The sequence below is a fragment of the Nitrosomonas mobilis genome (genome assembly GCF_900103035.1).
Taxonomy (GTDB): Bacteria; Pseudomonadota; Gammaproteobacteria; order Burkholderiales; family Nitrosomonadaceae; genus Nitrosomonas; species Nitrosomonas mobilis.
This window is the reverse complement of record NZ_FMWO01000080.1, coordinates 1-15,808: the sequence shown is the minus strand read 5'-3', so window position 1 is coordinate 15,808 and position 15,808 is coordinate 1. Positions and strand designations below refer to the sequence as shown.

The following is a 15,808-nucleotide window of genomic DNA, read 5'->3' as shown; positions in this document are numbered from 1 at the left end:
TATTCTCTGAACCTCTACCCGCTTTTCCTCCCGCACGCTCTCCACCAAGATAAGCATCATCGACCTGGATTCTGCCATCAAGGACATAGCGCTCCTCACGATTAGCCATCGCCTGCATCAGTTTGTGATGTATCAACCATGCCGTAGGATAGCTCACTCCCAGCTGGCGCTTGAGCGCCAGGGACGACAAACCGGTCTTGGCCTGACTAACCAGATAAATTGCCAAAAACCAGACGGTCAACGGTAGTTTAGTGCCCTGAAAAACTGTCCCGGCAATCAATGAGGTCTGATGTCGGCAGGCTCTGCATTGAAAAACCTTGCGTATACCATCACGTATGACATAGTAAGCAGCACCGTTACAGCGTGGACAGTGAAACCCATCCGACCAACGGGCAACTTCCAGCGCTTGCTCGCACTGCACCTCCGTACCAAAATCCTTGAGGAATTTCAGCATCGACAGTCCAGATTGAAATTGAATTCGATTCATCGCAATGATCGATCACTCCTTGTATCATTTAACAGCCATGACTTTTATGTCGCAACAAACTCGTCAGACAAATCTTGCTGACGTTCGTTGCTAATCAGGAAGGCACATAGCCTGGGTATCGCATTCAGCTCAAGGTCTTGTGCAACCAAAACGGTACAATCATTCTCGCGGATTAAGGTTGTGGTCCCATCCAGATGGCGTTGTACAACGCGTTCACAATGCTGGAGTTATTCATCTCTTGAGCGAAATACCACCAGAAGTAACCACCGATATAGCTGCTAGGCATTTGAACTCGCGATGCTAGAGGGTAGAATTCTTGGATTAGGTTTAGCTCATAGCTTGAACCATATTGTGGATTCGCTGTGCCGATTTCTCCGAAACCAATTTTTGCGTTCGGATAAATTGTAGCAAGTTTAGCAAAGACAGTTGCCCAATCAGGCTTGATATTATTACATTGTTGCGGATACCAGCTCACAAAAATATAGTCCACATTCAAGCGCATTTTTTCATTCTGCGGATCCCGCTGTGCAACGGGTAGATCCAGTTGCTGCAGGCTTTTTATCCAAGTAAACATTTCATATTGCGCAGCAGGAATACAGTTATTCTTCCGTTCTGGTTCACCGAAGTAAAAAAAAGTAATAGCTGTGGTAGCGCCAGCATCGTCCAGGACTTTAAAACCTGCACGGAGTTTGTTTTTTACATTGGTACCGAGCCAGTCGCCATTAATTTCATTACCTACTTCCCAAATATCCACAGAGTCTTTTAAACCGTTAAAGAAAATCTGTGCTCGAGATTTAAAGGAATTTATCGTTTGTAATTTCATATCCGCAGAGTCTTGTAATTCCGCCATAATATAAGCCGATTTTTTCATTGCATTAATCGGCGTAGAATAATCTGCAGGGATTGTTTCTGGATCTAACACAATACGAACTGTGGGCATATGAGGTAATTTTTGCAGTGCGGTTACTTTAGCTGGAAAATTGGAAACATTATCGAAAGTCACTCCGTAGATGGGTGCAGGTACGGCACGACCGTATTGAGGAGTCGGTGCCGCAATTGGTACCGGGCACGGGGATAGGGATGGAGAAGGTGGTAGCACAGAACCAGCAGCTAAAATTTGCTCTACTTGACTGCTGTCCTGATAATTCATCGTTGATACATAGAGTGTTTTTGAACCCTGCGAATTACCTTTGAAGAAGAAAGAAATATTGTTTGTTCCGGCAAGCATTTGCAGTGTCAAAACTTCTGTTGAACAGTTTGAATCTGTATAAATTTCAAGGTCGTAGCTGCCTTGATCAAAATAGATTTCCGTGTCAAAATCCACATTAGTTGCAATCCCAGACCTATCTTGAGCCTGAAGGTTGACCACATTGGAACATTCTCCTACTTCCACTGATTGCGGAGCCGTCAGAATCTTCATTTTACTAACTGAAGCTGCTTCTGAACTAAACGGTAAGAATATTCCTGCGATAGCAAGATAAACTATTGATAATTTTTTACTAAGTCTCATTTTCCCTCACTTAAGTTTTACTACGTTTGATGTTTCCGAATAATCGCGTCCGTTCCAACAGTTACGACGCCACTTTTCAGTAATCCACTAGATTTCGGTTTAATTGCTTTACGTATCCGGTATAGCTTAAACCGTGCGGTTTTCAGGGAAATGCTGGATAAACGATGTAATTTCATGGTATTTATGTCTATATTGTGAGCACACTCCTGGTGTACAGCCATTACCTCAATACTCTGATATTTTGGATTTATAGCGCTGTTACAGTATTTAGAACCTGTTTACGATCTTTCTGCTGTTCTTGATAATGTGCAGATGAAGAGAACAAAATATGCCAGTGATATCAGCAGAGAGAAGTTTGCCGAGATAGAGCCGCTATTGCGCAGCGTGCGACGCAGCACCAAGCCTACGACAGCGGATCTGTATGAGGTGTTTTGCGCTGTGCTGTATCTGTTGCGCACCGGTTGCCAATGGAGATTCCTGCCCGGTGAGTTTCCCCAAATGGCAGAGTGTGTATGCCTATTGGCGCAAATGGAGTGAGCCCGATCAGCACGGCGTGAGTGTGTTGGAGCAGGTATTAAAAAATCAGGTTGGCGCTACGCGAGAAACGGGGGCGCAACGCTTGCAGCACGTTCTTGATCGTGGATGCGCAGAGCGTGAAAAATACGGACACGGCTGGCCAGAAGGGTTATGACGCCGGCAAGAAGGTATCGGGTATCAAGCGCCATATCGCCGTCGATACCCAGGGCTTGCCGCATGCCATTGCGGTAACGACGGCGAAAGTGACTGACCGCAAAGGGGTATTGCAAGCCCTAAAACGCTGCAGGCAGAGTCTGGGGCAGGTCCAAAGTCTGCTGTGCGATAGCGGCTATACTGGAGAACCGTTTGCCGAAGGCGTGCGAGAAATTCTGGGCAAACTTGTCACAGTGTAGATTGCCAAGCGCAGTGAACTGCACACTTTTGCGGTCATACCCAAACGCTGGATCGTCGAGCGCGGCTTTGCCTGGCTGGAGAAGAGCCGAAGGTTATGGAAAAGGCTATGTCTGCATTAATAGTTGAAACTGATTTTCTCGTCCGAGAGCGGCCTGGAGACCAATGATTGGCGAGTTGTGCCCGCCCCAACGTTCCAGCCATCTACGCCAGCCCAGGTAATTTTCCAAGTATTTGGTTGCGACCCCATGAAATCTTTTCATCCTCTGTTTAAGTCTGCTGTCGTAGGCATTAATTCAACCACTGCTCCTTATGCCGCAGACGGGTCAAAGGAGTTCCCGAAATAGCCGTGAATGTGTGCTTGCATAAGCAACAGCGAAAACGTTGCAACCCCGCCTGGTGCCCCCAACGATGAGGGCGATCCGCCTGGCAGACCGGACAACTCGGCTCAAAAGAGTCCTCAAGATATTTCACAACCACAGCTTGTGGCTTCGCCTCGCTCAGATAATGTTTGGCCTGTTCTTTTTGACGACGATTAAGTTGCGATATCTTTTCCACCACTCCCGAAAATCAGTGGCTTCCATGACTATACCCTCCAGTCTTAAGGTTCCAGCCTATTCGACAAAAAGGTAGTTCCAACGTTTAATGCAGACATAGCCTTTGTCAAACTCAGCTGTCAAAAATTCGGTTGATGTATCGTACTGCTACGTCTTAGCATTTTTAATCACCATTTCGACCAGAAATACGAAGCTATTTGAACATTTATGGTCGTTATGATCATTGAAAAATAGAGTATTTATACCTAACATCAATTGCTTGCGGTTATTTCGGGACAGACTAATTATTTAGAAAAAATACGGAATTTCCCTATATATTGTGGCATAAAATAGTTATATCCTGTTTGCTTAGTCGAATGGAATAATGTGACCTGATTTCTGCTGAGGAAACCGCAAGGAATAGAAGGGTTTTCAATAGCTTTTAATATAATTCTGAAAATGGTAAGGAACTTTAGCTAAGCTTTGCGAACGCGGATTCAACAAGTGAAATTTATAAGTAATAAATGCCGCAACGTGTCCGCGTGTGGAAATTTTTCAGAGCACCCCTTGAATGAAAAAATCCACAAAATTAAGTTACAAAACATTTGATTATAGTGGTTTCAGCTAATTTACTTTAGTTATCAATTAAATATATTGGAGTTAATTATGAAGAAACAGAATCTCCGACCTCGCGCAGGATGGTTTTTAGTGGTTATGGCGAGCATTTATATGCTTGTGGCCGTTATTTCCGTCAATGCTCAGACTGTGGTTAATCCAAACAGTTTACTAAGCAACGGTATTGGTCAAGATAAAATTGAGAAATCTGTTCGTCCAGGCAAAGATAAAGAAAACAAAGATAAAGAAAACAAAGATAAAAATAGAAGCAAACGCAGTTTGGAAAACATTGGGAAGCTGTTGAAATTGCCCCCTCCTCCCAGGCCTCCAAAGACCAAACCCACCAAACCTAAACCCATTGGTAAAGTTGTGCCGGCTGAGGATACGATTAGAGGTGCTGAGTCTGGAAGGTTGGATTTAACAAGCAACAAGGCAGCACTGGCGACCACCCTTGCCGGAGATCCCAATACCCCCCCAATTAATACTTTGATTCTGTATGACACTGGGGGACCGTGGGGTTTCTTGGGGGAACTCTACGCTCAGATGACTGCTAATCTTGTGTCTCATTTCGGGACATGGCAGGCTCATCCGGTGGGTGCATACACGGCCGGTGAGATGACGGATTTTAGCGCAGTAATTTACATCGGATCAACCTATGACGAACCACTGCCCCCTGCCTTCCTTACTGACACGCTGGCCGGTACAACTCCTGTTTTGTGGATGTATGACAACATCTGGCAACTAACGGCGTATTCCAGCGACTTCCAGTCGGCTTACGGATGGAACTGGGCTGGCTTCGATTTCAGTTCGATTGGGGCCGTTAACTACAAACTGACCGATCTGACCCGGAGCCCAATTAACCAAGCAGGTATGATGACATACGCCGGTATCGACCCAGCTCGGGTTCAGACTCCGGCGATGGCGAAGAGAGCTGATGGAACCAGCTTTCCATGGGTGGTGCGTTCCTTGAATTTAACTTACATTGGAGAGATCCCATTTGCATACATAGATCATACTGACCGCTATCTCGTTCTGGCCGATTTGTTATTCGATTTGCTGGCCCCAGCTACTGTCGAACGACATCGGGCACTCGTTAGAATTGAAGATGTTGGGCCTGACGCTAATCCCCAGGAACTAAGAATCATTGCCCGGCAACTCTCTGATCGTGGTATTCCATTTGCGGTGGCCGTATATCCGCGTTACGAAGATCCTAATGGGGTATATAACAATGGAGTGCCTGAGGCTTATAATCTTGCTGACAGGCCCGATGTTGTTCGGGCTTTACAATTTATGCAATCCAAGGGTGGTACGTTGCTTATGCACGGCTATACCCATCAGTTTGAAGACTTAATCAATCCCTACAATGGCGTTAGTGCGGAAGATTTTGAATTTTACACTGCTCACGTGGATGCCAATAATACGGTTAGGTACGACGGACCGGTACCAGGTGATTCTGAAGCGTGGGTAACTAACCGTATCGCTTTGTCTGAAGCGGCATTTGTATCAGCCGGGTTGAAAGTTCCGACAATCTTTGAGTTTCCCCATTATGCAGGTTCGGTCATCGACTATATGGCGGTACAAGAGCGATTTGGAATACGCTACGACCGTGGTTTGTATTTTCCGGGTAATCTAAGTCATCAATCTATCGATTACAGCCGGCTTGCTGGGCAGTTTTTCCCCTATCTAGTGAAAGATATATATGGCAGTTTGGTTATTCCAGAGAACCTCGGGAATATCGAACCTGAGCCATTTAATAATAATCCGGCTCGGCTGCCAGCAGACTTGCTTGCTACCGGTCAAGCCAACCTTGTCGTTCGAGATGGATTTGCCAGTTTCTTTTACCATCCTTATTTAGGTAAAAATATGCTTCTTCAAGTAGTGGATGGACTCAAGCAACAAGGCTATACATTTGTCACCGTAGACAGTCTCATGCCATAGCGCCCTTTGACTCCTAGTGTTAGGACTGACGCTAGGAGTCAAACTGACGAATGTTCCGAAAGTATTAAGCGTTAAGTTAATTAAAATTATCTTGCGAATAAGAAAATGAATAAAAAGAAAATAGCAATAATTATAGGAACACGTCCTGAAGCCATCAAAATGGCTCCTGTCGTATTTGCTCTTAAACAGCGATCTAATGATATTGATACGGTAGTTATCGCAACAGCCCAGCATCGGCAGATGCTTGATCAAGTTTTATCGCTGTTTAACATTGTTCCGGACATAGATCTTGATTTGATGAGGCCAAATCAAAGTTTAAATGACTTGACTTGCAGGGTATTGCAGTTGATGCAAAAAACTCTCGCAGATGTAAATCCGGATTTGTTAATGGTTCAAGGTGATACAACCACAGTCTTTGCAGCTTCAGTTGCAGCATTTTATCTGAAAATACCTGTTGCGCATGTTGAAGCAGGGCTTCGTAGTCATGAATTGTACAATCCATTTCCGGAGGAAGCGAATCGTCGATTAACTTCTATATTGGCTCAAATTCACTTAGCACCCACCCCATTAGCAAAAGAAAACTTATTAAATGAAGGCACCAAAGAAGAAAATATTTTTGTGACGGGGAATACCGTTGTTGACGCAATGTCTACACTGCTTAACGTGCCATTCTCTTTTTCAGAATCTCCCATCAAAAATTTACCTCTTGATCAACACCGTGTCATTTTAGTGACGTCACATAGAAGAGAATCACTTGGAGAAGATCTAAAAAATACTTGCTTGGCGTTAAAGGAAATCGTTCGGCGTTTTCCAGATGTCATGGTGGTTTACCCTGTTCATTTAAATCCGAATGTCAGGAAAATAGTGATGGAAATTCTGTCTGATGTTGAACGTATCGCCTTGATAGAACCGGTTGATTATTTGTGTTTTTTAAATTTAATGCGAAATGCTCATATCATTGTTACTGATTCCGGGGGTGTGCAGGAAGAAGCGCCGACCCTTAAAAAGCCGCTATTAGTATTACGAAAACTCACAGAAAGACCGGAAGCATTTAACGCAGGGCTATCAAAAATTATCGGCACATCAACAAACAAAATAGTTTCTGAAATCAGTTTGTTGCTAACTGATGACAAAGCTTATCGAGCGATGATTGGCAGTAACCCTTTCGGTGATGGGAAAGCCTCCGACCGAATCGCTGAATTGGTCTCGAGATGGGCAAAAAATCTCAAACCGTTATTCTCATCTGAGAATGAGTTTAAGGGCTGATTTACTAAAAAATTTTAGTTTTTTATAAAAATAAAATGGAAAATATTCCTTATTTTTTAGTTGTCATGCAAGTTTTGATGACATTTGTGTGTATTGTTTTCTTTATCAGTGGGCTTGATGATCTTTTTATTGATTTGTATTTCTGGATTAGGCGTTTTTATCGCAAATTTTTTGTAATGACAAAATATCAGCCATTAACAGAGCAACAAATATTAGATAAGCCGGAACAATTTATTGCCATAATGTTGCCAGCTTGGGATGAGTCGGCAGTTATTGGTCAGATGCTAAGGAACACGATCAAATCAATCAATTATACAAATTATCATATTTTTGTTGGGGTTTACCCGAATGATCCGAAAACCCGTGCAGAAGTTGAGAAAGCCATGGTGGAAAGTGATCATGTTCATCTTTGTATCACTGGAGATGATGGGCCAACAAACAAAGCGGATTGTCTTAATTGGATTTGTAATGGAATCAGAACATTTGAGCAAAAAAATAGTATGGAATTTGCCTGTTTTATTATGCAAGATTGTGAAGATGTAATACATCCTTTATGTTATAAATTATTTAATTACCTGTTCCCAAAAGCAGATATGGTGCAACTGCCGGTATTGTCATTAAATCGTAAATGGTATGAATTTACTGGGGCCCATTATCAAGACGAATTTGCTCAACTACATTATAAAGATTTGCCGGTAAGAGAATCCATTACTAAGAGCATTCCCGCGGCTGGAGTGGGGGTTGCTTTTAGCCGTAAAGCTATTAGTGTTGTTGCAAATAATAATAATAATCAAATATTTAGCACCAATTCTCTAACAGAGGACTATGATTTCGGATTTAAGCTCAGGGAGTATAAGTTAAAACAAATGTTTGTCCGTTTGTTTGTGGATAGAACAGTAACTAAGAAATCTTTAATTACAGGGAAAAAGAAACAAGTTAAAGTTAAAGAATTAGTTTGTATTAAGGAATTCTTTCCAAACATATTTTGGGCCTCTGTGCGACAAAAATCACGTTGGGTGCTCGGTATCGGTTTGCAAGGCTGGGCGAATTTAGGATGGAAGGGGCCATTATCAATTAAATATATTTTGTACCGGGATCGAAAAGCTTTAATTACGAATTTAATTAATTTACTCGGTTATATTGTAGTCATAGTTGTTGTCGCGATCTGGATAATAATTAGTTTAGATCCCAATGCTTACCAATATCCTTCCTTGGTCGAGGAAGGAACAATCCTATGGTACCTGATCGTAATCAATTCCTTTTGTCTAGGACTTAGAATTTTTCACCGCGCCTACTGTGTTAAACAACTTCATGGTTGGACCGAGGCTTTTCTTTCTTTTCCAAGAATGGTGTGGGGCAATGTGATAAATTTCTTTGCGACTACTAGGGCGTTATCACAATATTTGACATATCTCAGAACAAAAAAAACAATCGGTTGGGATAAAACTGATCACGTTTATCCAGAAGATAATGCTCTGAATGTATTTAAACCGAAATTGGGAGAGTTCTTGATTGGCGCAGGAATCCTTACAAAAGCGCAACTAAATAACGCCTTATCAAAGCAAATAGAACAGCCTCACTTATTAGGGGACATTTTATGTGAGTTGGGCTATATCCAAAAAGCTCATCTCGAAGGAATCATAGAAAATATGTAGCGCAACTTACTAAAAGTATGTCATAAACTGGTAAGAAATAGGCTCTTTAATTACTAAACTATGGATTTATGAGTGTGACATCGCCTTTATAACATTAAGTTTTTCTTAGTAAGACGAAATAAGTCATTTCCTAATTCCGATTAAGTCGGCAAGAAAAAAACTTAAATGAAGCACATACCCTTCAAAGAAGAGCACATCGCTAGAAATTTGAAAAAAACAGCAAAACAGTTTCTCAGCGACATGCTGCACCAAATGGCCAATAATTGACTATCTGAAGTGGCCTTGAATTCTATGAGAAATACTTTTACTCACACCTGATATTTAATTTGGAAGGTAATATGTTACCCGACTTTTAAGGAATCTAATGAATATGGTTATAAAGCACAGCAATTGTTTATGATAAAACATGGAAGTAGTTATATATAAATAAGATTGTGTCCTGCCATAGCCGGCGCACTAATAAAGGTTCGACCGAGGGAAACGGTCATATTGATTCTTTTAGAGTGACCAAAAACTACGAGAATCGAATGAGAGATTACCAGAGACTGATGCATACGATATGGGATAGTAAGTATCAAGTTGTATTTATTCCAAAAAATGCAAGAAGATGATATTTGAAATAACACATAAGCCTCTGGCAAAAGTACTGCATGATTTAGCTGAGCAAAAGAGTGGCCAAATATTGCAGGGCCATATGATGCTCGATCACATACATAGGTGAATTAGCATAGCTCCCCACTATCCGATATCGCATGTAAAAGGTTAGATCAGACGAAAGAGCGCGATTCCAATAGCGAGACGATTTTTAGGGAAATCAAATAACTTTACAGGTAAAAATTTCTGGGCACGAGGTTATTTGAATCTACATTATAATTTGATGAAGAGATGGTTAAGGAATACTTACTCAACCAAGAAAAGAAGACGAACATTATGATGAGCTCAAATTTGGATTCTGATGCTGTCTTCCGGTAGCGCCAGCTTTTGCCTCTATAAGGGGCTATACCCACCGCACTTCAAATTCTGGTTTCTATGTTACACAAACACTTGTATTTATTGACAAATAAATAATATAACTGCAAAAATTTGACTACCAAAAAGTATAACACATATAAGCCTCCGGCTTTCCGGAGGTATTAGCTGATAAATGACAAAAATAAGACTGGAAAATGATATTGACCTGGATACTTAAATTAAAACTAAGGTTATTCTTTGTTGTAATAGGAAGTATAGTGCTTATACTAGTAATTTTTACCAGCCACGCTGCTGATCCAGCATTTAATCAAACTAAACAAGAATATTATTTAGATAAATTAATTATTGAACGATCTGAGAGTTATTTGGAGTCAGTATTACGAAAATTTCGTAGTTTTCCGCATTTAGATAAAGCCTATCGTTTAATGAATGAAAATAAATACCCTGAGTCAAAAATCGAGTTTCAAAAATTCTTTGAAATCGACCTATTTGATATTAAAGCAAGAATGGCTTATGTCATCATGTTATATAAAATCAAAGAGTATCAGGAGGTAATTCAACAAACTAGCTTAGCGTTAGAACAAATTGGTAATAATGTATTATTCTTACTATATCGCGCTTTAGCTCATAATGCCTCCAACAATAATACACAAGCGCTTAAGGATTTTAATTCAATTATCGCAAGTAGCCACGTCCTCGAGGAGGATAAGCTATTTGCACTAGAAACCTCCTTAATTATCTTACTGGAACAAAAAGCATATCGACAATCTTTGGTTCTTTTTGATCAATACCCTGTAGAAAAAAAAGATTTTAATTATTTTATGCGCTATGCGATGGCAAGAGAAGGTTTAGGTGAATATGATTTGGCTAGAGAAGCGCTTGATAAGGCTTTAATACATTCTAAAACCAAAAATGAATCTATACAGGCTTATTTGGCATTAGGTAACATATATCAAAAAAGCCATAAGACTGATTTGGCCGATGGTGCATATCAAGCTGCATTAGCAATAGATAAAGGCAATCCTGAGATATTACGGTCATTATCTTATATATATTACGATTTGGGTCATCTAGATAAAGCCATTGATATGATGAATGCGCTTTTGATACAGCGGTATGATGATGAAGATCAGGAATTTTTGGCCAACCTTTTTTTTGCAAACAAAAATTATTTATCCGCAGCAAGGGCATATGAAGCATTACTCTTGAAACAAACACAGGAATCTGATTTGTATCGTATTAATATATTGATAGGTAATTCCTATAGTAATGCAAAACAGTATGATATGGCAGTTAAAGCTTTTCAGCATGCTGCTGAAGTAAAACAATCCAGTGAAATTTTGCAATATTTAGCCAGTGCATTGGAAAATAAAGGTGATGTGGGCAAAGCCATTAAGGTCTATCGTGACTGGTTAGATAAAGAAAAAAGCGCAGAAGCATATATCAAGTTAAGTAATCTTTATATCAGTTCTGGCGACAAAAATAATGCCTTACTTTCATTAGGATTGGCACTTCAATCTGGCGCATCTAAACAACAACAAAAAACTGTGTATCAAACTCAAGGAGAGTTACTTTACCAGCAAAAAAACTATGCACAGGCTAAAATTGCATATCAGAAAGCAGCAAAAATTGGATCAGCTGATTCAGAATTAGCAGCAAAAATTGAATCAGCTGATCTGGAATTACTGAATTCATCAGCTATGACGAGTTTAAGAACTGGTCGCCTAGAAGAAGCTTCGGACATTCTAAAGAAGAGTTTGAAAATAAAGGAATCGGTTAATGCCTTATTTATGTTGGCAGAAGTCGAGAAAAGTCTGGGAAACTGGGGGAAGTCAGTTGAAATCTATCGTCATTTAATTCAACTTAAGGAATTAGATTCAAAACAAAAAAGCAATGCATTAGCAAATCTAGGGTTGCTGTATCTCGGCCAAGAGGAAGAACAGCTGGCATTGGGATACCTTAGAGCAGCAGCTTTTATGGATGAGCAAAACTGGGTGAACAACCGAATCCTTGGTAACGCGTATGCCCGTTTTGATCGGTGGAATGATGCGCTTGTACAGTATCGGTCTGCATTATCAAAACAAAACAATTTAGAAAATTTATTAAACTTTGCTCAAGCCAATGGCAAGCTCAATAAAATCGACATTGCTAACTATTATTTTCAACAAGCGATTGAGCAGGCAGATAAAGATGACGTTAACTTCGAGGAAAGAAAAACAGTTCTTGATACATTTGGCTATTTTTTAGTGAGTCAAAAGGAGTATGACCAAGCCGTAGAAAGATGGCGGCAATCTTTGCGAATCAGAGATGATCCGGTAATCAGAATGAGGCTGGCTATACTGCTTAGTTCCGAATTTGATGATGATCAATCTTTAAGTCAGTTAAAGTTAATGGATAGAAATAGCTTATCTATGGAATTAAATGCTGAGCGATATGATTTTATCGCACAACAGTTTGCAAAAAGAAAACAGTTGTCCAATGCAATTAGGGTTCAGACTAAAGCGCTTGAATTTATTAAAACAGCAGAACGACACTATATGTTGGGGAATTATTTCCAGTCTGCTCAGCAGAATAAAGAAGCCGTTGAACAGTTTAAGCTAGCTGTTGATATGGATTCGGATAATAATATATTTCTAGCCGCCTTGGGCTATGCATATTCACATTATAATCAACCCGATCAAAGTATCCAGATACTTGAAAAAGCCGTAGAGAAAGATCCTGAAAACCTTGGACTGCTTAAAGATCTTGCTTACCTTAATCTGAGAAAATCAGATAATAAAGCAAGTAAATTCTGGTTTAAACAAGCCATTGATTCGAGGGCTGCGCAATTAGGCAGTAATCAGGCTGATGTAATTAATAAGGATAATGAACTTACCAAGTTAAGAAGAGAAGTCAGAGAGTTAGATGATAATTTTAATTTCACGGTTTATTCTGGCTATAGACAAAATAACAATACCGTAAACTCAACTGGAGCCTCAGGGATTCTTGGTGGTATTATTCCTTCCCAAGGTGGTGTTGAATTGAATTATCGTCCGCCTATTATCGGATTGCGTGATGGGCGTACCTTCACATTGTTTTCGCGTATGCTCTGGTCTATGGAACCTGATTCATTTAAGGTCGACTCAGAAACATTTCAGTCTACTGTTGGAATCAGATATAAGCCTTTTAAAGCACATAATTTTAATTTAAGTGCAGAAAAACTAATCAAGATTGGAGATAATTCCCAAGATAATTGGCTAATTAGAGGAATGCATGGATGGACAAATGGATTTGATATCAATATCGAGAAACAATACTGGAATTACACAACTTTATTTGGCGACCTAGGTTATTTTGTTCAATCTCCTGCTGTATTGAGTTTCTTCGGTGAAGTCCGTCAAGGAATCAGTTATAACTTATGGAAAAATATAGTTTTAACACCGCACGCAGTGATTGATGGAAGAATTCAGACAAATGATGTGAGCAACCTATCCTATTTAGAAGCTGGCGGTGGATTATCGCTGAAATTTTACTTTAACCAAACCATGCACTCAGCTCCTAAATCTTACACTGAATTATTATTTCATTATAAAGCTGGTATTGAAAATATTAGCAGTGGTTTTAATGCAATGGGGATTTATAGATATTAAGTTGTAATCGAAAGAAAGAAAACTGGCGTATAGAGAATCAAGCGGCTGGGGGTGTAAATAATTTTGTGTAAATGGTCATTTAGCAGGAAACTGCTTATTTACTTTTGGAGTAAAGATGACTACACACAAATCCCTACCGACCGACTTAATTGATAGCCTGTTGGCCGATTACAAAAAGCCAGAAGATTTAATCGGTGAGAATGGTCTTCTCAAGCAACTCACCAAAGCGCTGGTTGAACGTGCCCTACAAGCAGAGATAACCGAGCATCTTGGTCACGATAAGCACGAAACTGTAACCAACCCCACTGGCAATGCCAGAAATGGTAAAAGTCATAAGACCCTGAAAGGTGAATTCGGTGAATTACCCATCGAGATCCCCCGTGACCGCGAAGGCAGTTTCGAGCCGCGAATGATTTCTAAGCATCAAACCTGCTGGGCGGGGTTTGATGACAAGATCCTCTCGCTATATGCCCGTGGCATGACAGTGCGTGAAATCCAGCAACACCTCACCGAAATATATGGCGCGGAAGTGTCGCCTACGCTTATTTCTACGGTCACTGACGGCGTGATGGATGAAGTAAAGCAATGGCAATCTCGGCCTCTCGATTCGGTGTATCCTGTAATCTATCTCGATTGCATCCATACCAGAGTTCGTGACGCTGGTAGCGTTCGTGCCAAAGCAATTTACCTGGCAATCGGCATTAATATGGAAGGCCATAAAGAAATCCTGGGCCTATGGATTGCTCAGACCGAGAGTGCCAAATTCTGGCTCAGCGTTGTCACTGAACTCAAGAACCGTGGCGTGCAGGATGTCTTTATCGCCTGCGTTGATGGTTTAAAGGGCTTCCCTGAAGCGATTGAAACGGTCTATCCATATGCCATTGTACAGCTCTGTATCGTGCACATGGTGCGTAACAGCCTCAACTACGTCGGATGGAATAAACGCAAAGAAGTAGCTGCTGATTTACGCTTGATCTACAGCGCCGCCACAATTGATGAGGCTGAGCAAGCGCTAGCAGACTTTGAAGATAAATGGAACAAGCCTTATCCACCAATTGCCCTATCTTGGCGCAATAATTGGCAGCGCATCATTCCATTCTTTGACTACCCGCCTGAGATACGGCGCATCATTTATACAACCAATACGATTGAATCAGTCAATATGAGTCTACGCAAAGTCAGCAAAATCCGGGGATCGTTTCCTAACGATGACGCCGTGATCAAATTGTTCTATTTGGCGCTCAGCAATATAGTCAAAAGATGGTCTAGGCCAATAAGAGATTGGAAACCTGCACTAAACAGGTTTACTATTCAGTTTAACGAAAGAATGCCCAGGCAATATTAAGGCTATGTCTGCATTAAACGTTGGAACTACCTTTTTGTCGAATAGGCTGGAACCTTAAGACTGGAGGGTATAGTTATGAAAGCCACTGATTTTCGGGAGTGGTTGGAAAAGATATCGCAACTTAATCGTCGTCAAAAAGAACAGGCCAAACATTATCTGAGCGAGGCGAAGCCACAAGCTGTGGTTGTGAAATATCTTGAGGATTCTTTTGAGCCGAGTTGTCCGGTCTGCCAGGCGGATCGCCCTCATCGTTGGGGGCACCAGGCGGGGTTGCAACGTTTTCGCTGTTGCTTATGCAAGCACACATTCACGGCTATTTCGGGAACTCCTTTGGCCCGTCTGCGGCATAAGCAATGGTTGAATTACAGTGCAGCGTTGATTGAAGGTTTGACCGTGCGAGCTAGCGGCAGGCAATGCGGAATAGACAAAAACACCAGTTTTCGTTGGCGCCATCGGTTCCTGACTTTGCCGGCGGCTACTAAAGCCAACCACTTGCAAGGAATCATTGAGGCGGATGAGACCTTTTTTCCCTCTTCCTGCAAAGGTCAACGTCACCTGAATCGTCCACCGCGTAAACGCGGTAAGCAAATCCATGTACGTGGAACAGGCAAAGATCAGGTGCCGGTGCTGGTAGTACGCGACCGCTCTGGTGCAACAGCAGATTTCATGTTGAATGCGCTTGATAAAAAGACAATTGAGCCGCCTTTGCGGGCTATCCTGGCAAAAGATGCCATTTTCTGTAGTGATGGCGCTGCCGTCTACCGGTCTGTGGCTCATAGCCTCGGAATTACCCATCACCCCGTCAATCTCTCTGCTGGAATTCGAGTCATTGCTGGTGTTTACCATATCCAGAATGTTAATGCCTACGACAGCAGACTTAAACAGTGGATGAAAAGATTTCATGGGGTCGCAACCAAATACCTGGAAA

9 protein-coding genes and 3 pseudogenes are annotated in these 15,808 nt (G+C 41.3%); 8 read left to right on the top strand and 4 right to left on the bottom strand.

Annotated elements, in window-relative coordinates; translation table 11 throughout:
• Together NSMM_RS12625 and NSMM_RS12620 are read right to left on the bottom strand one after the other, a co-directional pair.
• The coding region (locus NSMM_RS12625) for an IS1595 family transposase (RefSeq protein WP_143001944.1) at positions 1-493 on the bottom strand (493 nt) is incomplete at its 3' end.
• 166 nt (positions 494-659) lie between these two features.
• Positions 660-1,997 carry a hypothetical protein gene (locus NSMM_RS12620; RefSeq protein WP_143001943.1) on the bottom strand — a complete coding sequence of 446 codons (1,338 nt, stop codon included), beginning with the start codon at positions 1,995-1,997 and terminating at the stop codon, positions 660-662.
• A gap of 312 nt (positions 1,998-2,309) precedes the next feature.
• Here NSMM_RS12620 and NSMM_RS12615 point away from each other — a divergent pair.
• A pseudogene (locus NSMM_RS12615) lies at positions 2,310-3,046 on the top strand (IS5 family transposase).
• On the opposite strand, the pseudogene NSMM_RS17195 reads toward NSMM_RS12615, so the two are convergent.
• Positions 3,032-3,220, bottom strand: a pseudogene (locus NSMM_RS17195) (IS1595 family transposase); the annotation flags it as partial. The pseudogenes NSMM_RS12615 and NSMM_RS17195 sit on opposite strands and share 15 nt — an antisense overlap.
• Positions 3,216-3,398 (bottom strand): IS1/IS1595 family N-terminal zinc-binding domain-containing protein, encoded by a 183-nt coding sequence (locus tag NSMM_RS17190; protein ID WP_425412381.1) that lies wholly within the window; start codon positions 3,396-3,398, stop codon positions 3,216-3,218. The pseudogene NSMM_RS17195 and the gene NSMM_RS17190, both read right to left, overlap by 5 nt.
• A gap of 728 nt (positions 3,399-4,126) precedes the next feature.
• On the opposite strand from NSMM_RS17190, the gene NSMM_RS12605 reads away from it, so the two are divergent.
• The 7 genes and pseudogenes from NSMM_RS12605 to NSMM_RS12575 all read left to right on the top strand — a co-directional run.
• Positions 4,127-6,013 carry a DUF2334 domain-containing protein gene (locus NSMM_RS12605; protein ID WP_218121119.1) on the top strand — a complete coding sequence of 629 codons (1,887 nt, stop codon included), beginning with the start codon at positions 4,127-4,129 and terminating at the stop codon, positions 6,011-6,013.
• 105 nt (positions 6,014-6,118) lie between these two features.
• Positions 6,119-7,279: a non-hydrolyzing UDP-N-acetylglucosamine 2-epimerase gene (wecB, locus tag NSMM_RS12600; RefSeq protein ID WP_090287963.1), complete on the top strand. Its 1,161-nt coding sequence runs from the start codon at positions 6,119-6,121 to the stop codon at positions 7,277-7,279.
• 35 nt (positions 7,280-7,314) lie between these two features.
• Positions 7,315-8,934 carry a glycosyl transferase family protein gene (locus tag NSMM_RS12595; RefSeq protein ID WP_090287961.1) on the top strand — a complete coding sequence of 540 codons (1,620 nt, stop codon included), beginning with the start codon at positions 7,315-7,317 and terminating at the stop codon, positions 8,932-8,934.
• 527 nt (positions 8,935-9,461) lie between these two features.
• Positions 9,462-9,890: pseudogene (gene tnpA, locus NSMM_RS12590) on the top strand (IS200/IS605 family transposase).
• Between the two features lie 216 nt (positions 9,891-10,106).
• Positions 10,107-13,535: an NfrA family protein gene (locus NSMM_RS12585; protein ID WP_176753967.1), complete on the top strand. Its 3,429-nt coding sequence runs from the start codon at positions 10,107-10,109 to the stop codon at positions 13,533-13,535.
• Positions 13,536-13,650: 115 nt separating this feature from the next.
• Positions 13,651-14,880, top strand: coding sequence for an IS256 family transposase (locus tag NSMM_RS12580; RefSeq protein ID WP_090287958.1), 1,230 nt, complete (start codon positions 13,651-13,653; stop codon positions 14,878-14,880).
• A 75-nt stretch (positions 14,881-14,955) separates the two neighbouring features.
• Positions 14,956-15,808, top strand: an 853-nt coding sequence (locus tag NSMM_RS12575; protein WP_090287955.1) for an IS1595 family transposase, incomplete at its 3' end; no start/stop codon positions are given.

Bases quoted from the DNA above. Each gene is read 5' to 3' on its own strand.
- NSMM_RS12620 (WP_143001943.1), bottom strand. From the start codon at position 1,997: ATGAGACTTAGTAAAAAATTATCAATAGTTTATCTTGCTATCGCAGGA.
- NSMM_RS12605 (WP_218121119.1), top strand. From the start codon at position 4,127: ATGAAGAAACAGAATCTCCGACCTCGCGCAGGATGGTTTTTAGTGGTT.
- wecB (WP_090287963.1), top strand. From the start codon at position 6,119: ATGAATAAAAAGAAAATAGCAATAATTATAGGAACACGTCCTGAAGCC.
- NSMM_RS12595 (WP_090287961.1), top strand. From the start codon at position 7,315: ATGGAAAATATTCCTTATTTTTTAGTTGTCATGCAAGTTTTGATGACA.
- NSMM_RS12580 (WP_090287958.1), top strand. From the start codon at position 13,651: ATGACTACACACAAATCCCTACCGACCGACTTAATTGATAGCCTGTTG.